Here is a 25,818-nt window from a genome sequence, read left to right as displayed (position 1 = left end):
CCGCGGGGTGTGCGACGGGTCCCGTACGGGCCGTACGGGCCCGGTGCGCGGTGCGGTCAGCGGCCGGCGGCGGCCTGGAGGGCCTTCCAGGCGCCGAACACCGCCTCGGAGGGACGCGCGCCGGCGGCGACGCTCACGCCCTGGATGTGAGAGGTGCGCAGGATGGGGTAGTTGGCCTCGCCGAACACGCCCCCGGTGAGCCCGGTCCCGCCGTGGGTCGGCAGATAGGGCAGGAACCCGATGTGGGAGTCGTTCACCTTGAGCAGCCCGCCCTGGGTGATCCGGGTCACGATCCGGTCGACCACCCCGGGGTCCCGTGCCCACGCCGAGTTCCGCAGCCCGTAGGCGTTGCTGTTGACGAAGTCGATGAACCGCTCCAGCAGGACCTCGTCGGGGGCGGGTTCGGCCACGATCACCGGCAGCAGCGGGAAGAACGTCTCCTCGCGGACCGCCTGGACCTCCCGGGCCTCCTCAAGTCCGTGTATCCGCACCACCGTGGGCTCAAGGAAGATCCCGGCCGTGTCACGGGTTCCGTCCTCCTGGATCGCGTGCCCGCCGCACACCAGCTCCGCGCCCCGGTCGAGGGCGTCACGCAGACACGAGAAGAACTTCTCGTTGCGCAGCACCGGAGTGAGCAGCACGCCCTCCTCCGACGACCGGCCGGGCCTGATCCGCGCCGCCTTCCCGGCCAGCAGGGCGACGAGTTCGTCGCTGACGTCCGGGTGGACGACCACCTGGTTGGGGATCATGCACAACTGGCCGGACCCGTAGAAGCTCTCCGTGATGGCCTCGGCCGCCAGGTCCAGGTCGGCGTCCTTCCACACCAGCACCACGTCGTTGCCGGCCAGTTCGAGAATCGGCTTCTTGCCCGCCGCGATGCAGCGCTCCTGGAAGCGCATCCCGTTCTCGCTGCTGCCGAAGTACATGATGTCGTCGACGAGCGGGCTCTCCAGCCAGGCGTCCAGCATCGGAGCCGGGTCGCCGCACACCACACCGAGGGTGCCGGACGGAGCGCCCAGCTCCGCCAGTACCGGCGCCACCACCTCCTGCAGTACGTACATGACGCCCAGCGGAGCGCTCCGCGGCGCCCGTACGACCAGGGAGTTGCCGGCCATGATCGCCGTCACACCGAGCAGCGCGCTGGAGAGTGGCGCGTTCTGCGGGGGATTGAGGCAGACCACACCGTCGGGGCGGCGGCGTACCGAGATCTCCCGCTCGCCGTGCCGGTACTCCTGGAGCATCTGGCTGCGGTAGAAGCCCAGTGACTCGGGCCCGAACACCTCCAGCGCGCCGGACACCTGCCAGCGGGCCAGTGCCAGCGGGTGCCCCTCCTGGACGAGCACCTCGGTGATCCGTTCGGCCTGCTCGGCGAGCCTGCGGTAGAGCAGGGTGCCGAACTGCTCGATCCGGGTTTCCGGGGGGAACGCCGCCCAGGGCGCGGCGGCCGCGGCCGCCGCCTCGATCGCCAGATCCGTGGTCTGACGGTCCGCCCGCGCCACCCGGCCGACAATGGTGGCCGGCAGGTTCTCGGCGGGAATGCGCCCGCTCTCCAGCTTCCGCTTCATGGTGAGCGTGGAAAAGGCATCGTCGAGCAGGGCGTCCGAGTCGACCACGTACACCCAGGTCCCGCTCGGAACGGCCTTTCCGTCGATGAGGGAAAGGTAGGTGGGGACTTCCTGACGAGGCGCTCCGGAATCTTCTTTTCCTGACGCCGAAGGCGTCGCGATATCGCTGCTCACGCAGCCCCTCCGCTCTCCATTTCCCATCGGCAGACGGGAATGTTCGCAGTTCCAAGTGGTGGCTATGACTTTCACATGGCCACCTGAAAATCCTCGGAGACGGCGCTGAGACGGCGCTGAGACGGCCGTTTCAGGGAAATGGAAGAGGCTCTGAGGAGCATGTCCCCGGGCACCCGCCCGGTAACTCGACGCCTCAGGCAACGGGAGTGAGATGACGACGCGCAGCGGAGAGGTATCCGACGAAGAAGTACTGGGAGTGCTGGAAAAGCTTCGTAAGGACGGCGACAATCCCAGCGCCTTCCTCGCGCTCAACTCCGGTAACGCGTACTTCACCGATCCGGCGGCGGACGGGGTGGTCGCCTATCGCGAGGCGGGCTCGTATCTGATCCAGTTCGGCGGCGTCCACGCCGCGCCGGAACAGCGCGAGACGCTGCTGCGGGCCTTCCTCGCGCACGCGCGCCGGCGGCGCCGGAAGGTCGTCGCCGTACAGGTCCTCACCTCGGACGTGGAGCTGTACGTCCGATGCGGTTTCACGGTCAATCAGGTCGGCTCGTCGTACTCGGTGCACCTGCCCGACTTCGCCCTGCGCGGAACGCGCTTCATGAAACTCCGCAACAAGATCTCGCGGGCCCGGCGCAGCGGCCTGGAGGTGACGGAGGTCTCCCACGAGGAGTGCGCGGCGGACATAGCCGGCATCGACGGCGCGTGGCTGCGGAGCAAGGGCCGTCATGTCAAGGAGATCGAGTTCCTGGTCGGCGAGCTGGGCGGGCCCGTACAGCACGCGCGCCGGCTGATGCTCGGCCGCCTCGACGGAGTGCCCATCGCGTATATCTCGTACTCACCCGCGTACGGCTCACGTCCCGGGTGGCTCCACGACCTGAGCCGCCGGCTCCCTGACGCGCCTCCCGGGGTGATGGAGGCGATCAATCTCACCGCGCTGGAGATGTTCCGCCAGGAAGGGGCGGAGTGGCTGCACTTCGGCTTCACCCCGTTCACCGGACTATCGGCCGAGCACGATCCGCCCGAGGCCAGCGCGGCCACCCGGAAGATCATGCGGCTGCTGGCCGACCACGGCGACAAGGTCTATCCCGCGGCCAGCCAGCTCGCCTACAAGGAGAAGTGGGGCCCTCAGCTGGTACTTCCGGAGTATCTGGCCTTCCACGGGCGCGCGAGGCTGGGTGCCATCTGGCAGATCCTCCGGGTCACGAAGTCCGTATGACCTCTTCCCCGGCCCCGGATATGGAGAGATGGGGGGATTGCCGGAGGATGTCCTGGAACCTGTCTCTCAGTCCGTGTCCGGGCTGAAGGCCCAGATGCTGCGACAGGTACTCGCGGGTGCGGTGGTAGGTGTTGAGCGCGTCGGCCTGCCGTCCGGACAGGTAGAGGGCGGTGATGAGCTGTTCGCAGAACCGCTCGTGCAGCGGGTACCTGGCGTGCAGTTGCTCCAGGCCGGGGATGACGGCCCGGGGGTGGTCGAGCCGGAGCCGGATATCGAAAAGCCTCTCGTAGGCTCCCACTCTGATCTCTTCCAGCTGGGTGTAGGCGACCTGACAGATCATTCCGTGCCCCGCGTCGATCAGCGCCGGGCCCCGCCACAGTGATACCGCCTCGGTCAGCAGATCAACGGCGCCTCTGGGGTGGTGCGCGCTCGCCGCTTCGGCGCGGGCCACCAGGTGCAGAAGCCGGGAAGCGTCGACGTCCTCCTCGGTCAGTTCCAGGACGTATCCGGTCGGTGACGTCCGGATGACATTGCGCAGAGCCGCCTTCCCGCCGTGCGCGACCAGCACCCGGCGCAGCCGGGCGATATGACCGTGCAATGAGTTCTCGGCGCTGTTCGGCGGCTCCTCGCCCCATAGTTCGTCGATGAGCTCACTTCGTGAAACGGAGCGCCCCGCCGATAACGAAAGTGCCGCGAGGATCGAGCGTAATTTCTCTCCCGGTATCCGGACCTGAACCCCGTCATCCATTACTTCCATCGGTCCCAGAAGATTGATCTGCAATTGGTGCCCATTGCCTTTCTGATGCGACCGGGGATCAGGCGCATGGAACGCCTCCCCCGGGGCCAACCCTGCGTACCTGTCGATAGTGACGTCCTACTCGTAGGTAAGAGGGCGCGGCACGACAGGTAGGATGTGTCGGCCATGAAATTTGGCTCGATCTCGACGTTCCATGCCGGATATCACGCCAACGAGAGGTGGGCGCACGCCACATCGTTCGGAAGCTTCTCCTGGGGCGAGGAGAAAACGCCGAAGAGGCCGCCGGGCGCCGCCGCCGACCGAATCCGAAGTTCCGCTTGAGTGCCCCAGCTCCGAACAGGTCCTTGCCTCGCCGTGCTTCCCGCGGAGGCGGCCCGGAGCCGCTGAAACGGGCGGTGTTCGTTGATCTGAATTTGTTCGGTTCTTTGCCATACACGTGCCGAGTGAGGTGGCATCCAGGGGCCGTCAGTTTCCGGTCGGTGCCCACCCCCGAACGGGGGCCGCCGCCCTGCCCGTTTCCCGCCTGTCGCCGCCCGTCCCGTCGGGCTCGGGCGGGCGCTTCCAGGCGCCGGCTCAGGACGACGGTGTCACGAGGCCCGTCTCGTACCGGCGGCGGGCCAGGGTGCCCCGTACGCGTATCTGCGGGCGGCCGTCCTCTCCCGTGCCCCGGCCCGTACCGGCGCAGCCGGCCGCGGACGGTCTCGCCGACACGGCCCGTGCGGTCGTTCGATAGGTTGGCCGGTCATGTGGGCATTGAGCGCCGGTGGATACCGCCGGCTGGGCGCGGCCGGTTCCCTGGCGGCCGCCGCGGGCGGCTGGGTCGCCGGTACGCTGCCGGACCGTGAACCATGGGGGATCTGGGTGCCCCACGGGTCCGGGTCCGCGGTGACCGTGGCGGGCGCCGTCCTGGCCTACGCCGGGCTGACCCTGCTCGTCGTCGCCTGGTGGCGGTACGGCAGGACCGGGGCCGCCACGCGCGACACGCTCATCACCCTCGCCTGGTGGGCGACCCCGCTCGCGCTGACGCCGCCGCTCTACAGCGCCGATGTGTACAGCTACATCGCCCAGGGCGCGATGGTCCTCGAAGGACACGACGTCTACAGCGCGGGCCCGTCCGTCCTCGACCCCGCCGGGCTCGGCGGCGACGCCGCCGCGAGTGTCGGAGGGAACTGGACCGACGCCCCCGCGCCGTACGGTCCGTTCTTCCTGATCCTCGCGCGCTGCGTGACCTGGGTTACGGGCGGCACGATCGTCCCCGCCGTGCTGGGGATGCGCCTCATCGCCGTGGGCGCGCTGCTGCTGATCGTGTGGGCCCTGCGGCGGCTCGCGCGGGAGCGCGGCACGAGCGAGAGCGGCGCGCTGTGGCTCGGGGCGCTCAATCCGCTGCTGCTCACGCATGTGATCGGCGGCATGCACAACGACGGGCTGATGATCGGTCTCATGCTGGCGGGCGTGGTGTTCGCCCTGCGCGGCAGGTGGATCGTGGGGGGCGCGCTCGTCGGGCTCGCCATGATGGTCAAGTCCCCTGCGGCGATGGCGCTGCTGTTCATCGGCGTGTACGTGGGTACGGCGGCGACCGGACCGCTCGTACGGCGGGTGGCGAAGGGGGTGGCGCCCGGTCTGGCCGCGGTGGCGGTCGCCGTCGCGGCGACGCTGCTCGGCGGCACCGGCTTCGGCTGGCTCAGGACCCAGAGCGTCGCGGGCACCATACACACCGCGCTCTCGGTCACCAGTGACATCGGTCTCGGCCTCGGTGAACTGCTGCACCTGCTGATCGGGACCGACCCCGGCCCGGTCAAGGCCGCCGTCCAGAACCTGGGGCTGGGGGCGGCGCTCGTACTGATCGCGTGCCTGGCGTGGCGGACGCTGCGTGCCCGCCAGGACGCGACTCGCGCCCCGGACACCGGCCCCGCTTCGGACGCCGGCTGTACCTCGGACACCGGCTCTGGTGCGGACACCGGCTCTGCCTCGGAACGTGCGCGTCCGCTGGATCCGGTCCATGCCCTGGGGCTGGCTCTCCTCGCCCTGGTCGCCCTCTCGCCGATGGTGCAGCCGTGGTACCTGCTCTGGGGAATGACGGTGATCGCCGCCACCAGGCCGTACGGCCGTACCGGCACGGTGCTGACCGTGCTGTCGGCGGCGCTCGTCTACGAGACCCATCCCTCCGGGGCCACCCCGTGGTACGGCTTCGTCCTGGTCGGCGTCGCCTGCGTGATCGGCACGCTCCTCGTCCGCCGTGAACGGACGACACCGGACCCGGTCCAGGCGCCGGTTGACGGGCTCGCCGTCGCCGCACACCGTACATAGCCGAGACTCCGGAGCGAGACGAAACCGGATGGAGACCCGGCGGGCGCGGTGAGGGGATGGCGCGATGCGAGGTGACGCGTCGGAGAGTCCGGAGAGTATGGACCGCGGGCGGTACGAGGAGTGACGCCCTGGGAACGGGAGGGATGGCGGGAGGCCGCCCTCGGGTGGGCCGAGCGTCGGCTCGCCGCTCACGGGCCGCGCGGCACGGCGTACGACCGGGGACCTGCGGCGCGCCGTGAGCCTGACGTGGCGGCTCAGCGCGATCGGGCGTGCCGGCTCCTGGGGCCGGGTCTTCCCCGGTGCGTACGGCGACGGCGACGACACCGGGACCGGCTCGGGCGCCGCGCGTGATGCCGAGAGCGCCCGCCGGCTGCGCGAACTCTTCACCGAGCCCCCGTTCCAGGGCGTGCCGCGACGGGGCGAACCGTGCCGGGAGGGGCACCGGGCTCAAGCCGCCCTGCGCTCCGCGCGGTCGGCGACCGGTACGCCGAGGGGGCGCGCGAGACCCGCCACGCCTTCGTCGAGGCGTTGCAGATGGCGCAGCACGCGGGCGGTCACCGTGTCCGAGCGCGGCGCGCCCGGGGCGTCGGTCCTGAGCATGGAGGCGATACTCGCGCCGGACTCGACCTCGCCCTCGGTTCTCTCGTCCTTGACCCGCGCGGCGATCACCTCGATGTTGTGCCCGATACGCCGCCCCGCCCGCCCCAGGCGCGGGTCGGGTGTGACCGTCCTGCTCTGCGGTACCAACTCCGCCGTCGCCGCCAGGGAACGGGCGTGATACGCGCAGGTCTCCAGCAGCGCCACCAGATAGCGCACGGTCCTGCGCCGGACCCGCAGCGGGGAGATCGGATGCGTCAACGGCGCGGTGGAATCACGCAGTTCGTCCAGCGCCGTGTCCAGATCCCGTGCCTTGCCGAGCAGATCGGACGCGGGGCCGCCGCTGAGCTGCTCCACCGCCGCCGACACCACATCGCCGAGCCGGTCCAGGACCGTGCCCAGCAGTTCGTCGGTACGGCGGTCGGTGTGCACCGGCAGCACCAGCACGGCAGCGATGATTCCGCAGACCGCGCCGAGCGCCGTCTCCTCGATGCGCAGGACCAGCACGTCGAAGCTGTACTTGTTCAGCAGCGTGTAGAGCAGTCCCAGCATCGCCGTGACGAAGAAGGACATGAGCGCGTACGACAGCGGCGCCGTGAAGAACATGGCGAAGATGAAGACCAGGACCAGCGTGAACGCGAGCCAGGTGTGGTGGCCGACCAGCCCCGCCAGCACGACACCGGCGACCACCCCGAGGACCGTACCGAGCACCCTGCGGTAGCCCTTGACCAGGATCTCGCCCGTCGACGCGGTGTTGAGGAAGACCACCCAGCAGGTCAGCACCGCCCAGTACCAGCGCTGCGTGGAGAGGAACTCACCGCCGATGATGGCCAGCACCGACCCCACCGACACCTGGAACGCCGCCCGGGTGGTGGGGCGCCGGAGGCCGGTGCGGTCCTCCTCGTCGGCCTCCTCGGCACCGGCGAGCGAGACATCCTCGGCGTCGAACTCCTCACGCGACCGCGTCGTCGCCGGTGAGTCGCTGGACTCGTCCTGCGGCCCGTCCAGCGCGAGGCGCAGCCCCAGGACGGCGCGCGCGACCTCGCCGATGCCGCGGAAGACGTCCTGGACGGCGTCCGAGGCGCGTGGCAGCCGTTCCTCGTCGCGGTAGCCGAGCAGCCTGTTGCGTACGTGCGCCAACGCCGTACCCCGGTCGTCGGTACCCGCGCGGGCCATCAGCAGGTGCAGTGCGTTCAGGTCCCGGCGCAGCGTCCCGATCACATCACCGTCGGCGGCCGTCACCAGGTTTCCCGTCGCCGGCGCGGGCGCGTTCGGCAGATGAAGCGTCAGGGTGTCCGCGCGCTCGGCGCTGCGGGCGTTCAGCAGCAGTACGCCCAGCCGCTCCGTGGCGATCTCGGCGTCCGCGATCCGGCGTTGCAGCAGCGCCGCCGTGGCCGCGTCGCGCGTGCCCTCCTCCAGCCGGCTCTGGATCATCAGAGCCGCCTCGTGCAGCCGCGCGGTGCGCCGCCGCAGATCGTCGAGGACCTTGTCCACGTGCTCGGGGGCGGCGTCCAGCAGCTCGATCTGACTGGTCACGACCTGGGCGAGCCGCGCCCGGAAGGCATCGCGGAGCCGCAGCAGTTCGCGCTGGGGCGTTTCCGGCACGACGGCGAACCGTACGATCGCGCTGCACGCGAAGCCGATGGCAAGGGTCGCCCACAGTACGGGCAGACCGGCGGGGCGGGCTCCCACGAAGAGCGCGACGAAGTAGACCTGGAAGCCGATCAGGCCCAGCGTGGTTCCGCGTTCGCCGAATCTGCGGCTGTAGACGGCGGCGAAGATCAGGGCGATGAAGAGCACGTCACCCGCGATGATCCGGGTGCTCAGCAGCGCTCCCAGGGAGATCGCGGCGAGGGCGACCGGCAGGCCGAGCGCGAGCGTGATCGCCTGGTCGCGTACCTGCCGCTCCTTGATCGCGAAGGTGGAGACCATCGCCGTCATGGCGCCCGCGACCAGGTACGTGACGCCGGTGCCGAGCAGGGCGAGGACGAGGAGGGTGAGCGCGATCGCCGCGACCGTCCGCAGCCCCGCCATCAGCCGCAGCAGCCCCGGGTCCGATGCCGCGAAGCGATCCCAGGCGCCGGTGCCGGCCTGTCGTGTCCCTGCTCTCACGCTGCCGGACTCTCCTGTCCTCCCGCAGTCTTCCGCGGGGTCGCCTTCGCCGCCGTGCGCGCGGCCGTTCGCACTGTTGTCCGTACCGCTGTCCGCACTTCAGCATGGCATGGGCGGTAGCGCCGGACGCGGTCGGCCGGAACCCGTCACTCCGGTGTCATGGACGGCCATGTCCTCAGCGGCGGCGTACAGGCGGTGCCGGGACCAGACGGACGACGGTGTTGAGCAGATGGTCGGTCATGTCCCGGGAGGGCGTGTCGGTGAGGTTGGAGAGCAGCCGGGCCAGGGCCTTGAGGAGAAACGGCGAGCCCATGACATAGCGGTTGAGAACCGGTTGGAAGCCCGACCGGCTGAAGACGACATCGGCGGCGGCGTTGCCGAGACGGTAGTAGCGCCCCCAGCGGCGGTTCATCTCCACGGGATAGTCGCGCAGCACCCGCTCGCGCCCCGGCCCCGCCGGGAGGGCCAGGGCGAGCGCCGCCCGTTCCGCCGCGACCTCGCCCGCCTCCATGGCCTGGGCGATGCCCTCGCCGTTCCACGGGCTGATCATGCCCCCCGAGTCACCGACCAGCAGGAGGCCGCGCGTATACAGCGGATGGCGGTTGAGGCCCAGAGGCAGGGCCGCGCTCCTGACCGGGCCTTCGGCGTTCTCGTCACGCAGCCCCCACGCGTGCGGGGTACGGGCGAGCCAGTGGTCCAGTGCCGCCCGCAGATCCGCGTTTCCGTACCGGCGGTGCGGCAGCGCCCCGAGACCGACATTGACCCGGCCGTCGCCCATCGGGAAGATCCAGCCGTATCCGGGCAGATAGCGATCGGTTCCCGCGTAGCGCAGATCCGCCCACAGCTCCAGGTACTCGTCCTGGGAGCGCTCCGGGCTGCGGTAGTAACGGCGGGCGGCTGTCGCGATCTGCCTGTCCGGGTCCCGTCGCAGACCCAGGGCGAGGGCGAGGCGTGCGGAGGCGCCGTCGGCGGCGATGACGATCGGCGCGCGGTAGACCGCGGGCTTTCCGGCCCCGGCCGCCGCTCCTGCCTCAGCCGCCGCTCCTGCCTCACGCGCCGCCGCCCCGGCCGCCGTTCCCGCCGCCGTCGTTCCGGCCGCTGCGGTCACACCGATGACACGCCCGGCGCGATCGGTCAGCGGACCCGTCACCTTCACGCCCTCGCGCAGCCGCGCTCCGGCGGCGACCGCGCGCCGGGCCAGGATGTCGTCGAAATCGTGCCGGCTGCGCGAGAGCCCGAAGTCCGGGTAGCCCCCCAGGGCCGGCCAGTCGATATGGACCCGGTGCTCTCCGGCCACCCAGCGCATCCCGCGTGACCGCGTCCAGCCCGGAGCCTTGATGTCGACGCCCATCCGGATGAGTTGCCGCACCGCCCGTGGCGTCAGGCCGTCGCCGCACACCTTTTCCCGGGGAAAGCGGGTCTTCTCCAACAGCAGGACGTCGACGCCCGCCGTGGCCAGATGGTAGGCGGCGGTCGAGCCGGCCGGCCCGGCCCCCACCACGATCACCTCGGCTTCGTCCATGCGGAACCCCTTCCTGGGACAGCCGGTGCCGCACCGAAGAGGGCAGCCCTGTACGTCATCATCGGCCAGGACGAGCGGATGCGGAACCTGGCCCCGCGGCGGGCAGGCCCTCAGACTGTCCGGCGGATCCTCGCTCGTCCGCGAGGGTCCGCCGGACACGGCCGCGGACTAACCCTTGAGCGGACCGCCGTTGATGGCGACCCGCTGGCCGTAACGCGTGAACGGGTAGTAGTCGTACGTCGCGTGGTGCTGCACGCAGCGGTTGTCCCAGAACACCAGCGTGTTGGGGCTCCACCGGACGCGACAGCTCAGCAGCGGCCGGTTCGGCACCACGTCGAACAGCATGCCGAGCACGGCCCGGCTCTCTTCGGACGACAGCTGCGGTATCCGCCCGGTGTAGGCCCTGTTGACGTAAAGGACCGGCCGGTCGGTCTCGGGGTGACGCACCACCAGCGGGTGTTCGCTCTTGGGGATCACATACCCTGGCGGCGGGGTGTGGCCCTGGAAGGCGATCAGACCGTCGTGGATGGCGGTCATGCCGTCCAGGAGCCGGCGCATGGCAGGCGACAGCATCTCGTAGGCCAGGTGCATATTGGCGAACAGCGTGTCGCCTCCGCTGCCCGTCTCCGGTACGCGCGTGAGGTAGAGCATCGAGCCCAGCGACGGTTCCGCGTCGGCGGTGCCGTCCGCGTGCCAGCCGTTGCCCGCCACGTTCGACGCCTCGGCGTTGGTGCTGATCTCCAGGATGCAGGGATCGCCGTCCTCCGGCGGCGGGTTCACCGGGCGGAGCTCGCCGAAGTGGCCCGCGAAGCGCTTGTGGTCCTCCTGCGTGAGGAACTGGTCGCGGAAGACCAGGACATGGTGGTCGAGGAACGCGGTCCTGACCTCGCCCAGTTGCTCCTCCGACAGCTCCCGGGAGAGATCGACGCCCGAGACCTCGGCGCCGATGACGGGTGTGAGGGAGTCGACCTCGATGGTCCGGTACTCCCTCGGGGGCCGTGAGGTGACGCGTTCCAGGGCGTCCAGTTCGTACTGCTCCACAACTTCCTCCTGTGGGGTGGGAAAAACGGGGCGAGCGGGCCGGTGATCCCGACGGCCGGCGTCGGCGGGATCGCGGCGCTATGCCGAAGACGGTCCCTGGGGCGCGTCATACGCGTCCGTGTTGATCGCCTTGGCCACCGCCTCCACATACGGCGGCCGGACGATGCCGTAGTGCGTGGTGTCGAGCCGGTGCCAGCCGGTGGGTTCCGGGAGGTACGGCCGCCACAGCGCCCGCTGTTCCTCCGGAGAGCCGAGCGACGGCATGCCCGCCACCGGCCGCGCGGCCAGCCACAGCCGACTGGGAGTGACGGCGAGCCGTCGCACCCGGTGGCCGGCCATGCTGCGCAGATTGGCCCGGCAGCAGTGGGCGAGCCGCTCCGCGTAGGCCCGCGCGTGTTCACCGGCCGACGCGTCCGACTCGTCCCCGCTGTGCCCGAGTTCGGCCGCGAACACCGCTTCGAGCTGTGTCTCGTCGTACTCCTGGAACAGCGTTCCGGCACCTGGCGGCGGCGGGTCGAGCAGATGCAGCGTCTCCACGGGATGGCCGGCCGCCTCCGCCTCCGCGGCCATCTCCGCGGCCACCCACGCACCGAAGGACCACCCGGCCAGCCGCAGGCGCCACACCGGCTCGGGGAAGCGGGCGAGCAGCGCGGCGCGGTACCACCGGGCCCGTTCCGCGAGGGTCCGGTCCGACAGTACGGGCCGCCGCAGCGCGGGGTCGGCGATGAGGCAGACGGTCAGCCGTGGGTCGAGGGCGGACACCAGCGACCGGTACGCCTGGACGTCCCCGCCGACGGGGTGCACCAGACAGAGCACCTCGCGTCCCGTGCCCTCCTGCCAGACCTCCAGCGCCACGTCCTCGTCGGCGGCTCCGGCCGTGGTCTCCTCGGGAGTCGCCCGCGCGAGTCGCGTCAGGATCTCGTTGAGCGAGACCCGGTGGCTGAGCCACGACAGTTCGAGTTCGACCCCGAAGTGCCGTTTGACCTCGCTGATCAGATCCAGCATCGTCAGCGAATCCGCGCCCAGGTCGTAGAGCGGTACGTCCGGATCGAGCTGGTCGACGCCCATCCACTCGGACAACCGCTCGGTGAGGAGACCGACCGCCGTGTCCGTGGTCCCGCCCTCGCCGCTCTCGGAATCCGCGACAGCCGCCGGAACGGGTTCGGCCGGGGATGACGCGGCAGCCGTGGATGACGCCGAGGTCGCTGACGCGGCGTAGAACACGCGGGATTCGTCCAGCTGGGTCGTGGAGACGAGGAGCTGCGGCAGTCGCAGTCCGATGGCTCGCGCGAACAGCCGCTTTCCCTCGTCCACGGTCAGGCCGACCGACAGATGCGCCTGGTGGCGGGCGTCGGACTGGGGCGCCCGCAGCGCCATCCCGGTCTCGCGCCACACATCCCAGTTGACGCTGATCCGCGCGGTGGTCTCGGCGTCGCCCGACCGGTGATGGGCGAAGCCGTCGAGGAGCGCGTTGGCAGCGGCGTAGTCGAACTGGCCGACGCCGCCGAGCAGCGCCGACATCGACGAACAGTAGACCGCGACCTCCGGCAGGTACCGCTCGATCAACCGCTCCGTGAGCAGCGCTCCTTGTGTTTTGGCCGCCGTCGCCTGCCGCATCGCCGTGGCGTCTCGCCGTACGAGCAGTCCGCCGGCCGCCACGCCGGCCGCGTGGACCACGCTGTCGAGGCGCGCTGTCCGTCGGCCGATCCGCGACAGGATCTCCTCAAGTGCCGAAGGTGCCGAAGGTGCCGAGGGTGCCGACGCGGCGAGGTCCGCCTCGATCAGCTCGATCCGGTCGGACCAGGGCGCCAGCTCCGCCGGGAGCCGGTCCGTTCTGGCCAGCAGCAGGAGCCGGCCCTCGGTCCGTTCGAGGAGCCAGGCGGCGATGGCGGTGCCGATGCCGCCCGTGCCGCCCAGAATCAGATGGACGCTCGGCTCGGTCGGCTCGGTGGTATCGGTCCCCTCCGCGGACAGTGGCGCGGGGGCGATTCCGGCCGGGGACACGGGAAGAGTGATCTGCTCCCACCAGAAGCCCTGGCGCAGTGCGAGCTGCCGCGGCAGCCCGGCGCCGGAAGCGGTCCCGGCGTCCGTCTCGGCCAGCAACGCGGCCAGTCGTGGGGCCCAGGCGGCCAGGTCCGCGCTGGGGAGATCCAGCCAGTGGCCGTCGACCAGTCCCTCCTGCGGTGCCACCTCGACGGCGCCGGCCAGCAGGTTCAGTTCCGGGCGCGGTACGGAGCCGTCGACCGGTCTCGCGCGGTACGACAGCCACCAGGGCCGTACCTCCGGTGACCCGGGCGCGGCGGCCACCGCCCGTACCAGCGCGGCCGGCGTGTCGAGACAGGCCCGGTGGGCGCGCGCCAGCGTGCCGGAACCGACCGGGCCCTCGACGGCCAGCGGCAGCGCGTGCAGCCAGTCGATGCCGTCCCGGCCCGCCTCCGCCAGCGCGTCGAGCAACCGGCGCAGCGACATGTGGTCGGACGGGTCGACCTCGAAGACATCCCGGGTCCGCCGGGCGAAGGCGACGGCAGCGCTGACCCGTACCACTCGCGCGTAGACCGCCTCGAAGGCGCGAACCGCTTCGGGCGGTGCCGGACGGTCCGTCAGCACCACCAGCAGACGGGAGGTACGCGACGCGGTCCCGGCGGCTGCCCTGCGCAGCCGTACCCAGTGGGGCTGGTGCAGCCAGTCGGCCTCGGGCAGTCGTGACGGTCCCGCGCCGCCCGCCGTACCGACCGGGCTCGCCGGCCGCGCGGTGCGCGCGAAGTCGTACTCCGCCAGGTCGAACGCGGGCGGCGGGAAGTCCCATGGCGCCTGCGCGGGACCGGCCGGCCAGTCGATCCGCCGGCCGGCCCGCCAGGCGTCGGCCAGTTCCTCCGCCGACCGGCCCGTCGCCGCCACGGATTCCCCGCCCGGTTCCTCCTCGGCGACGCCGACGGCGACCGGGCCCGGGGCCGAGACCGTGGTACGAAGCCACTCCACCGCGGCCGACGCGTCCGGGCAGACCGCCGCGATCCGCAGCCGACGTGCCGGCCGGCCCGCCTGCACATGGCGCAGTACCGTCCCGTACGCCTCGGGACGGGCCGTCAGATAGTCGGCGATACGGGCGGCGTCCGCGCGCAGACCGGCCTCGCTGCTGCTCGACAGCACCAGGCACGGTTTCGTCGCCTCCGGCGCGAGCGCGTCGCCCCGCTCGTCCGCTTCGAGGAGCACATGGGCGTTGGTGCCGCCGATGCCGAAGCTGCTGACCGCCGCCACCCGGTCCCGCCCGGCGGGCCACGGCAGCGCCTCGGTCGGGATGTAGAACGGCGTCGGATCGGCACCGATCTGCGGACTGAGGGCGTGGAAATCGGCGTGCGGCGGGATGAGGCCGTGATGCACGGCGAGGGTGGCACGCACCAGCCCGACCACGCCCGCCGCGGCGCCCGGATGACCTATCTGGCTCTTGACCGAGGCCAGGGCGCAGCGACCGGATTCCGCCAGGTCGAACGCCTGCCGCAGAGCGCCGACCTCGACCGGGTCGCCCAGCCGGGTGCCGGTGCCATGCGCCTCGACGTAGCCCAGGTCGGCCCCGCTCCGGCCGGCGCGGCGCAGGGCGGCGCGGATCACCTCGCGCTGGCCGGAGAGTGAGGGCGCGCTGTAACTCAGCTTGTCGGAGCCGTCGTTGTTGAGGGCCGAGCCGGTGATGACCGAGTACACGGTGTCCCCGTCGCGCCTGGCCGGCCCCAGAGGCTTGAGCACCACCACACCGACACCGCTGGCGCCGATCGTGCCGCTCGCGTCGTCGCTGAAGGCCCGGCAGTGTCCGTCCACGGAGAAAATGTGCTGCGGCCGGTAGCGGTACCCGTCGGTCAGCGTCGTGTCGACCAGTACCCCGCCGGCCAGCATCACATCGGCGTCGCCCTGGCGCAGCAGCCCGGCGGCGAGATGGACGGCGACCAGCGAACTGGCGCACGCCGCCTGGGCGGTGAAGGCGGGTCCCGTCAGGCCCAGGTGGTAGGCGGCCTTCGTCGCGAGGAAGTCCTTCTCGTGGTGCAGGGCCAGCTGGAAGCCGTCGGGCAGCTGCCCGGGGTCGGCCTCGCGCAGCATGGCCTGGAAGTAGGTGTTCTCACCGGCACCGGCGATCAGCCCGACGCGCCGGGCGGAGGGGTCGGCGATTCCGGCGTGCGCCAGTGCGTCGGCACAGCTCATCAGCAGATGGCGCTGTTGCGGGTCCATCAGCCTGGCCTCCTGCCGGCTGATGCCGAAGTGATCCGGGTCGAAGGCCAGCAGACCGTCCATCTGGCTGCGCGCCCCGACGATGCCGTCGGGTGCGTCGAAGTGCTCGATACCGCTGCCGCCCGCCTTCACCATCTCCCAGAAGGCGGACAGGTCCGGCGCGCCGGGCAGCCGTACCGCCATGCCGATGACGGCGATCGGTTCACCGGCCGCGACGGCGGCCTCAGGGGCGGCCGCGATGGCGGTGGTGGTGGCGGCCGCGGTGGCGGCCAGGGCGGTGCGGCTCGGATCCCGCTCCGCCTCGGACGCCCGTCCGTCCAGGTAGCGCGCCAGCGCGCGGAGCGTGACATGTTCGAACAGGTCGGCGACGGTGAAGCGAAGCCCCAGTTCAGTGGTGCAGCGCAAATGGAAGCGCATCAGTCCCAGGCTCGACGCTCCGGCGTCGAAGAAGGTCTGGTCGGGGCCGATGGCCGAGCCGGTCACCGCCTCGAACGCCTCGGCGAGCCGGGCCTCTCGCGGTGAGAGCGGGCCCGCCGGAACGTCCGCGGGGACGGCCGCCGTCCCGGGACCGCGGCTCAGCTCCTCGCCCGGAGCGCGCAGGACGCCGCCCCGGTCCAGCTTGCCGCTGGGGGTACGTGGCAGAGCGCCCAGCAGCCGGAAGCGGCTGATCCGTACATGGGGCGGCAGAAGCGGAGCCAGATGGGCCGCGAGAGTCCGGGCGGTGAGTGCGTGACCCGGTGCCGGATCCGGTGCCCGTCCCTGTGTCCTGCCCGGTGCCTGGACCGCTTCCCGGACCGGTGCCCGGCCCGCCTCCCGGACCGCTTCCCGGCCCGCCTCCCGGACTACTTCCCGGACCGGTTGCCCGCCCGCGTCCCGGCCCGCCCTCAGGCCCGGTGTACGGTCGCGGCGCTGGACGCAGGCGACCAGCTCGTCGCCGTCACGTACCACCACGGCCTGCACGATCTCCGGGTGCCGCAGCAGCGCCGCCTCTACCTCTCCCAGCTCCAGCCGGTGGCCGCTCAGCTTGATCTGATCGTCGTCCCGGCCCCGGTAGTGCAGCAGGCCCGCCCGGTCGAAGCTCGCCCGGTCACCGCTGCGGTAGAAGAGGCCGAGGCCGGGCAACTCCACGAACCGCGCCTCGTTGAGCTCCGTGTCGCCCAGATAGCAGCGGGCCGCCATTGTTCCGCCGATGAGCAGGTCACCGGTGCGGCCCGGCGGCGCGGGCTCGCCCGCCTCGTCCACCACCCGCAGCACCGCGCCCGCCACCGGCCGGCCGATGGCCGGGCGGTCCGGCCAGCGCGCCGGGTCGCCGTCGAGACAGAGGGCGCTCACCACATGCGTCTCGGTCGGGCCGTAGTGGTTGAACAGCCGCGCGCCCGGCATGCCCGCGAACCAGCGGCGGATCGCGTCGGTGCACACCAACTGCTCGCCCGCCGTCACCACCTCCCGCAGCCGCGACGGATACCGGCCCAGGTGTACGGCGTGCTCGGCGAGGAGCTGAAGGGCCACGTAGGGCATGAAGACACGCTCCACACCGGCCGATTCCAGCTGATCGAGGAGGGCGGGGGCGTCCTGCCGCCAGCCGGGCCGCACCAGATGCAGACACCCCCCGGTCCACAGCGTGCCGAAGATCTCCTGGAAGGACACGTCGAAGGAGAGCATGGAGAACTGCTGGGTGGCGGCGGGCGCCGCGAGACCGCCCGACTCCGCTTGCCACTGCAACAGGTTGCTCAGCGTCCGGTCCGGTACCCGCACGCCCTTCGGGGTGCCCGTGGAGCCCGAGGTGAACAGTGTGTAGAGCGGACGGACACCGTCGTGCGAGGGCCAGGACGCTGGTTCGGCCGGCCCGCCTGCGGTCGACAGGGTGACCGGGTGCCGTACGGTGCCGCCCGGATCGACGGCGTCGAACGCCGCGTCACCGCCGGGCGGGAGCAGCACGCAGAGCGGCTCCACCTGCTCCAGGATCCGCCGCAGCAACGCGGGCGGATAGGACGGGTCGAGCGGCACGATGGTCAGGTTGAGCCGGGCCAGCGCCAGAAGCGCCACCACATGCTCGACCGAGGGTTCGAGGAACAGCGCGACGTGGCACGGCCGTTCACCCTCCTCCGGCAGCGGATGGCCCGCCCGCAGCTCGGCGGCGAGCGCGGCCGCGTAGGCATCGAGTGTGGCGTAGCTGACGGCGCCGTCGCCGTTCATCAGGGCCGGTGCGCCGGGCGTACGCGCGACCTGCCGCGCGAACCCCTCCGCCACCGTCGCACAGATCAGGGGCACCGGCTCGGCGCGGCCGGGCTCGGGCAGCGCGCGGCGGTACGGAGCCGCCAGCTCGGCCGGGGCCGTGGTCGCCCCGTCGGCGAGCAGATCCAGTGCGCGCCCGAACAGGGCGGCCATCGCCGCCACTTCGGCGGCCTCGAAGAGGTCGTCGGCGTACTCCCACAGGCAGTCGAGCCCGTCCCCGTGCTCGACGACGGAGAGCGTCATGGGGCACTTGGCCTCGGCCGGTGCCCACCACAGGGGCCGGGAGGAGCAGTCCGGCAGCGCCAGCGCGCCGAAGTCGGTGTTCTCCAGGACGAAGAGGAAGTCGAAGGGCGGCGCCCCACCGGCGCCCGTCTCACGATCGGCCAGTACGTCGGCCAGTGCCACGTCCTGCCGGTCGAGCACCTCCCGGGCGGCGGTACCCAGGCGCCGCAGCTGGCCCCGCAGATCCTCGCGCGGCGCGACGGTCAGTGGCAGCAGGACGGTGTTGGCGAACATGCCGACACTGGCCTCGAACTCCCGCACGGGCCGGTTGGCCACGGGACCGGCGACGCGCGGACGGGTGCTGCCGGTCACCCCGTACAGGCTCGACGCGAAGACTCCGAGCAGCAACTGGAAGCGTGTCAGGCCCAGTTCGCCACAGAGCCGGTCCACGGAGGCGCGGCGTACGGCGTCGAGCGAGGTGTGCAGCAGCCGCGCGCGCGAGGACCGCCGGGAGTTGGCCTGTGTCCGGGGCTCGCCGGTTCGGCTCGTCCTGTCGGGATCGACCGACTCACCCGGATCGACCGGCTCACCCGGATCGACCGGCTCACCCGGATCGACCGGCTCACTCGTCTCGTCCAGCCCGGCGTAGTGGGCACGCAGTTCTGCCCGCTGGGCCAGGTAGGCGGTGCTGGAGAACCACTCCGCCTGCCAGACGGCATAGTCGAGCGGGGTGGGCGCCCCGGAGCCGGAGGAGGGTACGGGGTCCACCGCGGCCGGTGCCTCTTCGCCCTGGAGAGCATCGGCGTACCCCGCCGACAGATCCGCCAGCAGCACATTGAGCGACCAGCCGTCGACCGCGATGTGGTGCAGGTGCAGCAACAGCAGGCCGCCATCCTCCCGGGGCAGCCAACTCGCGCGCAGCATCCGGGGTTCGGCCAGATCGAAGGGGCGGCCGAAGAGCCGGTCGGCGAAGGCCCGCCCGCCCATGTCCTCGCCGTCCGTCTCGCCCGCCCTGTCCGTCCCGTCCGTCTCGCTCGTCTCGTCCGTCCCGTCCGTCCCTCCCTCACGGAGCGCTTCCGGATCGGGTTCGGACCACGACAGGTCAGCGGGGTCGACCCACGGGTCGTACGGGTCGCCCACGACCTGGCGCAGTCCCTCGGGCGTCGCCTCGAAGGCCGTGCGCAACGCGGGGTGACGCTCCACCAGTCTCCGCAGCGACCGCCGCAGCGCGACCGCGTCGACCGCCCCCTCCAGCCGGAAGGCCTGACCCACGTGGTAGGCCCGGGATCCCGGCGTCCGCTGGTGCAGCAGCCACAGGCGCTGCTGTTCGCTGGTGGCCGGAGCCGAACGCGCTCCCGTGGGAGCGGCCGGTACCGGGTAGGGCGCGTCGCCCGCGTTCCTGGCCCGGTCGATCGCCTCCGCGATCCCGGCGAGGTTCCCGTCGACGACGGCCGCCTGGGACAGCTCGCAGCCCCAGCGGCGCCGTACCTCGAAGCGCAGCCGCAGGGCCTTGAGCGAGTCGCCGCCGACGGCGATCCAGCGGTCGTCGAGGCGAGGTTCCGGCACTCTCAGGATCTCGGCGGCCACGCCCAGCACCTCGCGCTGCCAGGCCGTTGCGGCAGGTTGCTCGCCGTGCGGACGCCGCCAGGGGCGATGGCCGGCGCGCTCCAACGCGGCCTGGTCGACCTTGCCGTTGGCGTTACGGGGGAGCGCGGCGACGACATAAATATGGTGCGGGCGCATATACGTCGGCAGCCCGGCCGCGAGATGCCGGTCGAACTCCTCGAAGGACAGCCCGTCTGACGACTCCTCCGACTCCTCGGACGACTTCTCGCCCAGCACCACATAGGCCAGCAGTTCGTTGGGCCCGTCCTCTCCGTCGCGGCGGGTGCAGACGTACGCCTGGCGCACGGCGGGGTGCGCGACGATCCGCCGTTCCAGCTCGCCGGGTTCGATACGGAAGCCGCGGACCTTCACCTGACGGTCGGCGCGGCCGAGATACTCCACAAGGCCGTCCGCGTCGGCGCGTACGAGGTCGCCGGTGCGGTAGTGGAGCGCGGTGCGGCCGTCGCCGTGCCGGGCGAGCGGGACGAAGCGGCGCGCCGTCTCCTCGGGCAGGTTGCGGTAACCGGCCGCGAGCCCCTCGCCGGCCAGCAGGAGTTCGGCCGTCTCACCGGGCGCGGCCGGACGCGTGGTGCCGGGGACCACCAGCAGTACGTCCGTCCCCGGCAGCGCCCGCCCGATCGGCACCCGGTCCCCGTCGAAGTCGCGCGGGACGGGGTGGCACAGCGCGAACGTGGCCGACTCCGTCGGCCCGTAGACGTTGTAGAGCTGGGTGGCGCTCGCCGCGTTGTGGCGGTACCAGCGGCGCAGCAGACGGGCGTTGAGCTGCTCGCCGCCCACCAGGACCTGCCCGGCCCCGGCGAAACAGTCGGGCACGGAGTCGACCACCGCGTTGAACAGCGCCGTCGTCACGAACGCCGTGTCGATACGTTCACGCAGCAGCGCCGCCGCCAGTTCGTGCGGCGTCTGAACGGCCGCGTCGCCGAGGATCACGCAGCAGCCGCCGGTCAGCAGCGGCACCCACACCTCGAAACTCAGCGCGTCGAACGCCGGATTGGACAGACAGGCGAAGCGCGCGCCCTCCGCCTGCCGGATATATCCGGGCCGGGCGAGGCGCAGGACGCCGGCGTCCCGTACCTCGACTCCCTTGGGACGGCCCGTCGTTCCCGAGGTGTAGAAGACGAAGGACACCGGCGCGCCGGTGAACGGCGGCTCCGGGTCGGCCCGTTCGCGGTGGCCCGCCGCGAGGAGTCCGGCCACCGGCAGCGCCTGTACGGAGTCCGGCAGGGCGTCCGGGGCGGCCGTCCCTTCGTGGATCACCGCCACACTGGCCGAGTCCGTCAGGATATGGCGGCGGCGCTCCGGCGGGCTCTGCGCGTCGAGCGGTACGACCCGGGCGCCGAGCCGCAGGATGCCGAGCATGGCGCAGACCAGCTGCCAGGAGCGCGGCAGTGCGACGGCCACCGCCTGCCCGGGACGGACACCGGCGCGGCGCAGCGCCCCGGTCACCGCCGCGCCGGTGGCGTCGAGTTCGGTGTAGTCGAGCCGCCGGTCGCCGTCAACCAGCGCGACAGCCCCCGGGGTGCGCTGAGCCTGCTCGTACACCCCCCGCGCCACACCACCGGCGCCCGGTGAGGCGGGAAAACCGGTTCCGGAGGTATCCGTTCCGGAGAAGTCTCTTCCGGAGAAGTCTGTTCCGGAGAGGTCCGTTCTGGCTCGCATCATGCCTCCAGCCCGAAGGACGGACCGGCCTGCCGCTCCACCTGGGCGTGTCCATCGCCCGGCGGGGCGGCGGGTGCGGTGGGTACGGCGGACATCCGGGCCAGCTCGGCCTCGATCAGCTCGGCCACCCGCGGCAGCTCGTCGCTCTCCAGCATGTCCCAGTGACCGCACTCCACGGGCTCCGCCAACAGGCCCCCGTCGGCCCGCCGTTGCCAGAACGCGCGCACCTCCGCCCCGTCCTCGCCGTCCGCGGTGGCCTGTACGAGTACCAGCCGGGCCGCCGACGCCGGTGTCAGGTAGTCGCGGGCGGTCAAGCGATTGTGGTTGTAGATCCGGAAGTACCGGTCGATCTGGTCGTCCTCGATACCCGGGTACATCCCGTTGAACCTGACCAGTTTCTCCCGGAACTCGGACGCGTCCACCGGCTCGATCGCCGCGCGTTCCGCCGCGTCCTCCGTGCCGTGCGTGTCGAGCAGGACCACGCTCAGCCGGGTGTGTCCGGCCGACGCCAGCCGTCGTCCCATCTCATGGGCGATCAGCCCGCCGTAGGAGAGTCCGCACAGGACCAGCGACTCGCCGGGCCGTAGGTCGACCAGCTTCAGATACTCCTCCGCCATGGCCTCGACGGTGGGCAGCGGTATCTCACCGGCGTTGAGGCCGGGGGACTGGATGCCCTGCACGCCGACCGCCCCGGGCAGCGCGGCGGCCAGCGGCAGATAGCAGAAGGCGGTGCCGCCCGCCGGATGGACACACACCACCCGCCGCTCCCCGTCGCCCGCGCGGAACTCGATCAGGTTGTCGCCCGGCCGCCCCGGTGCCGCCCCCTTCCGCAGCCGCGCGGCCAGCGCCTCGATGGTCGGGTGCAGCATGATGTCGCGGATCGGCACGGGCTCGCCGAACTCCTCCTGGACGGCGTGGGCCACCTTGATGGCGGAGATCGACGTGCCGCCCAGATCGAAGAAGTCGTCGGTGACACCGATGGCGGGATGGAGCAGCAGCCGCGTCCAGATCCGATGGAGCGCCAGCTCGACGTGGTCGCGCGGCGCGGCCGTGTTGACCTGCGCGGGCAGCGCGGACCGGGAACTCTCCAGCAGCGCCGTACGGTCCAGTTTGCCGCTCCGGTTCAGCGGCAGCCGCGGGAGTTCGACGAAGACCGACGGGATCATGTAGTCCGGCAGCCGCTCGGAGAGCGCCGCGCGCCACCCGTACGGGGGCCGGGCCGCCGCCTCACCCCGGCCGACGCCCGCCACCAGACGCGGCCCGCCGGGAGCGTCACGGTCGGCGAGTACGGCCGCCTCCCGCACCCCGGGCAGCTCCAGCAGCGCCGCCTCCACCTCGCCCGGCTCGATACGGAAGCCCCGCAGCTTGATCTGGTCGTCGAGGCGGCCCACGTACATGGCGTTGCCGTCCGGCAGCCAGCGGGCCAGATCGCCGGTGCGGTACATGCGTTCCCCGGGCACGAAGGGGTCGGCGACGAACCGTTCGGCCGTCAGGTCCGGACGGCGCGCATAGCCGTCGGCCAGGCTCGCGCCGGCGAGGCAGACCTCGCCCGCCACCCCGGGCGGCACCGGCCTCAGCCGCTCGTCCAGCAGATAGAGACGGGTGCGGGGGAGCGGCCTGCCGATCGGGCAGGGCCGGTCCAGCGGACGCGGATCCGTGTACGCGGTGCTGTAGAGCGTGGCCTCGGTCGGCCCGTACCCGTAGCAGATCCGCAGGCCGGGCAGCACCTGCCGCATGCGGTACAGCGCCCTCTCGGGAAGGGACTCCACCCCGGTCAGCAGCTGACGCAGCGCCAGTCCCCTCAGCCGTGCCTCGGGCGCCTCGTCGATCCACTTGACGTAGGACGGCGGCAGGAACGCGGTCACGACCCGGTGCTCACGCATCCAGCCCATCAGCGCCTCCGGGTCGCCGCGCAGCTCGTCAGGGACCAGACGCAGGACGCCGCCGGTGGTGAGCGGCAGGAGGAGCTCGTGGACCGACGCGTCGAAGCCGATGCTCGACCAGGCCGACGCGGCCTCGCCCGGCGCGTCCCCGAACCGGGCCAGCCACTGGTCGAACAGATTGGTGACGGAGGCGTGCGTCACCACCACACCCTTGGGGCGGCCGGTGGAGCCGGAGGTGTAGATGACATACGCGGGATCCGAGGGGCGGACCACGGTCCCGGGGGCGTCGTCGCGCCGTCCCTCGGCCTCGACGGCGGTCAGGGAGAGCCAGTCCGCGCGGGGGGTGTCGGGGAGGTCGCTCAGTACGAGCAGGGGCGCGGCGTCCTCGGCCATGGCGGCGAGCCGCTCGGCGGGCTGGCCCGGATCGAGCGGCAGATAGGCGGCGCCCGCCGTGAGGATGCCGAGGACACCCACCACCAGCTCCGTCGACCGCCCCGCGTGCAGGCCCACCACCCGGCCCGGCCCCGCGCCCCGGCTGATCAGGGCGTGGGCCAGCCGGTTGACGCGCCGCTCCAGCGTGGCGTAGTCGAGCCGTTCGCCCGCGTGGACGAGGGCGGCCCCGGTGGGGCGGGTGCGCGCCTGGGTCCCGAAGCGTTCGATCAGACCGCCGGGCCACGGGGCCTGGGGTGTCCCGGTCTCCTCGGCGGTGCTCCAGTCCGCCAGCAGCTCACGGCACTCCCGCGCGTCCATGAGGGCGGCGTCGGCGACCTCCCGGCCGGCCTCCTCGGCCAGCCACGCCAGCACCCGCCGCAGATAGCGCGCGTACCGCTCGACCGTCTCGTGGTCGAACAGGGCGCTGGCGTAGTCCAGCTCGCCGACGACCCGGCCGTCCTCCTCCGCCAGCGCGAGCACCAGATCGAACTTGGCCGGCGCGTACGGGATGCCGAGCGGCTCGGCCTCGACGTCCGCCAGGTCGAGCAGGCCCCTCAGCGAGGGAACCCAGGCGAACATGGTCTGGAACAGCGGCGTATGGGCGGCGCTGCGCGGCGGATTGACGAGTTCCACCACACGCTCGAAGGGCAGGTCGGCATGGTCAAGGGCGCCCCGGAGGGTGCCGTGCACCCGCGCCAGCATGTCGGTCCCCGTCGGAGATCCCGACAGATCGACCCGTAGCGCGAGGGTGTTGACGAAGAAGCCCATCAGCCCGGCGACATCCCCGCGTCTGCGGTTCGCCGTGGGGGCGCCGACAACGATGTCGGACTGCCCGGTCAGACGTGCCAGCAGTACGGACCAGCCGGTCAGCAGGGTCGAGTACAGCGTGGTGCCGTGCCGCTGGGCGAGGGCCTTGAGAGCCGAGGTGAGATCTTCGTCGAGCGAGATCCGCACCCGGCCGCCGCGGTGGTCCCGCTCGGCGGGGCGCGGACGGTCGGTGGGCAGTGCGAGCAGGGGCGGGGCGTCGGCCAGGGTCGCCGCCCAGTAGGCGCTCAGCGCGGCGGGCTCGTCGCCGGCCAGCCACTGCCGCTGCTGTTCGGCATAGTCGGAGTACTGCCAGATCAGCGGCGGCAGCGCGGGATCCTCGCCGCGCAGGAACGCGGAGTGGAGCAGGCCCAGTTCCCGCAGCATGATGTTTCTGGACCAGCCGTCGAACACGATGTGATGCACCGTGATGAGCAGCACATGGTGGTGCGCGTCCAGCACCAGCAGCCGGCCGCGGGCCAGCGGACCCCGGCTCAGATCGAACGGAGCCGTGCATTCGTCGAGTTGCCGGGCGGCGAGCCGCGCGTCGGCGTCCGGCTGTCCGGTCAGATCCTCCACCACGAGCGTGAAGCCGGTGTCCGGCGGATCGATCCGCTGGTACGCCTCGCCCGCCACGGCGACGAAGCGGGTACGCAGCGCCTCGTGCCGGGCGACCAGCGCGTCCAGCGCGCGGACCAGCACGGCGCGGTCCAGCGGACCCCGCAGGTCGAAGGCCACCGGCTCGTTGTACGCCGCGTTCGCGCCGTCCAGCTGCGCGAGCGCCCACAACCGCTCCTGCGCCGGCGACAGGGCCGGAGACGTCCCCTTCTCCGGAGACGTCCCCTTCGCCGGAGGCGCCCCGCTCTCCGGGTGCGGCGTACCGGCGTCGGCGCTCCGTGCCGGTACCGCGCGCTGCCGGGTCGCGGTGGTGGTCGTGGCCGTGGTGGGGGAGGTACGTATCGCCGACAAGACCGGCCCTTTCCCGTAGGGGAGGCTCATTGCGGAGGTGGGATCGTGGCGGGGCGCCGTCGCGGTGGTGAGTCATCGCGGGTGGCGAGTCATCGCGAGGGGGCTCGGGTCGCGGTGGGGCGTCATCGCCCGGGGAGGTGGCGGACGAGCGCGGGCGATCGCTCTCCGTACGTATCGACGCGGCATGTCGACCTGTGCATGCCAACTTGTGCGTCCGTATGTATCAACCCGCGCGTATCACGCGCGTATCAACCGGGACGAGACGGCCGACCGGGCGCGGAACCGGGGCGCCTCATCCGTCCGCCCGCGGCGCCCTGCTGCTCACCAGTTTGATCAGCATGTGCCTTCAATCACTCGCATCGCTCATGTCACTGGCATCACTGGCGTAACTGTCTGGATGATGATTGGACAAGTGCTCGATCATGTCAATGGCGGCCTGAGGCACGGGTGTTCAGCCCCATGGCCGGCCCGGGTCGGCC

The 25,818-nt window shown here is 71.9% G+C and carries 9 protein-coding genes; 2 read left to right on the top strand and 7 right to left on the bottom strand.

Features of this window, described 5'->3' with window-relative positions:
• Nucleotides 1-56: 56 nt before the first annotated feature.
• Nucleotides 57-1,565, bottom strand: a complete 1,509-nt coding sequence (locus tag ACZ7LS_RS17940) for an aldehyde dehydrogenase family protein (protein WP_382674921.1) — start codon at nt 1,563-1,565, stop codon at nt 57-59.
• Between the two features lie 385 nt (nt 1,566-1,950).
• Here ACZ7LS_RS17940 and ACZ7LS_RS17935 point away from each other — a divergent pair, with 385 nt between their 5' ends.
• Nucleotides 1,951-2,958 (top strand): bifunctional lysylphosphatidylglycerol flippase/synthetase MprF, encoded by a 1,008-nt coding sequence (locus ACZ7LS_RS17935; protein WP_382515688.1) that lies wholly within the window; start codon nt 1,951-1,953, stop codon nt 2,956-2,958.
• Here ACZ7LS_RS17935 and ACZ7LS_RS17930 read toward each other — a convergent pair.
• Nucleotides 2,942-3,739, bottom strand: coding sequence for an AfsR/SARP family transcriptional regulator (locus ACZ7LS_RS17930; RefSeq protein ID WP_382515691.1), 798 nt, complete (start codon nt 3,737-3,739; stop codon nt 2,942-2,944). The two genes, ACZ7LS_RS17935 and ACZ7LS_RS17930, sit on opposite strands and share 17 nt — an antisense overlap.
• Nucleotides 3,740-4,459: 720 nt before the next feature.
• Between ACZ7LS_RS17930 and mptB the strand changes: the two genes are divergently transcribed.
• Nucleotides 4,460-6,022, top strand: a complete 1,563-nt coding sequence (mptB, locus tag ACZ7LS_RS17925; protein WP_382515694.1) for a polyprenol phosphomannose-dependent alpha 1,6 mannosyltransferase MptB — start codon at nt 4,460-4,462, stop codon at nt 6,020-6,022.
• Nucleotides 6,023-6,469: 447 nt separating this feature from the next.
• Here the strand turns inward: mptB and ACZ7LS_RS17920 are convergent, their stop codons facing one another.
• The 5 genes from ACZ7LS_RS17920 to ACZ7LS_RS17900 form a co-directional block, all read right to left on the bottom strand.
• Entirely contained in the window at nt 6,470-8,731 is a 2,262-nt protein-coding gene (locus ACZ7LS_RS17920) for an FUSC family protein (protein WP_385132780.1), read from the bottom strand.
• A 175-nt stretch (nt 8,732-8,906) separates the two neighbouring features.
• Nucleotides 8,907-10,253 (bottom strand): geranylgeranyl reductase family protein, encoded by a 1,347-nt coding sequence (locus ACZ7LS_RS17915; protein WP_385132777.1) that lies wholly within the window; start codon nt 10,251-10,253, stop codon nt 8,907-8,909.
• A 168-nt stretch (nt 10,254-10,421) separates the two neighbouring features.
• Nucleotides 10,422-11,294 (bottom strand): TauD/TfdA dioxygenase family protein, encoded by an 873-nt coding sequence (locus tag ACZ7LS_RS17910; protein WP_385132774.1) that lies wholly within the window; start codon nt 11,292-11,294, stop codon nt 10,422-10,424.
• 78 nt (nt 11,295-11,372) lie between these two features.
• On the bottom strand, nt 11,373-21,251 hold the full coding sequence (locus ACZ7LS_RS17905; protein ID WP_385132804.1) for an amino acid adenylation domain-containing protein: 9,879 nt from the start codon (nt 21,249-21,251) through the stop codon (nt 11,373-11,375).
• Complete coding sequence (locus ACZ7LS_RS17900) at nt 21,251-25,339, bottom strand: non-ribosomal peptide synthetase (protein ID WP_385132771.1); 4,089 nt, start codon at nt 25,337-25,339, stop codon at nt 21,251-21,253. The genes ACZ7LS_RS17905 and ACZ7LS_RS17900 overlap by 1 nt, the downstream gene beginning before the upstream one ends.
• Nucleotides 25,340-25,818 lie beyond the last annotated feature (479 nt).

The organism is Streptomyces sp. NPDC039430, from assembly GCF_055639435.1.
This window is presented reverse-complemented; position numbering and strand designations above follow the sequence as displayed.

Coding starts and splice junctions, on each gene's coding strand:
- ACZ7LS_RS17940 (WP_382674921.1), bottom strand. CDS start 1,565: ATGAAGCGGAAGCTGGAGAGCGGGCGCATTCCCGCCGAGAACCTGCCG.
- ACZ7LS_RS17935 (WP_382515688.1), top strand. CDS start 1,951: ATGACGACGCGCAGCGGAGAGGTATCCGACGAAGAAGTACTGGGAGTG.
- mptB (WP_382515694.1), top strand. CDS start 4,460: ATGTGGGCATTGAGCGCCGGTGGATACCGCCGGCTGGGCGCGGCCGGT.
- ACZ7LS_RS17915 (WP_385132777.1), bottom strand. CDS start 10,253: ATGGACGAAGCCGAGGTGATCGTGGTGGGGGCCGGGCCGGCCGGCTCG.
- ACZ7LS_RS17905 (WP_385132804.1), bottom strand. CDS start 21,251: ATGCGAGCCAGAACGGACCTCTCCGGAACAGACTTCTCCGGAAGAGAC.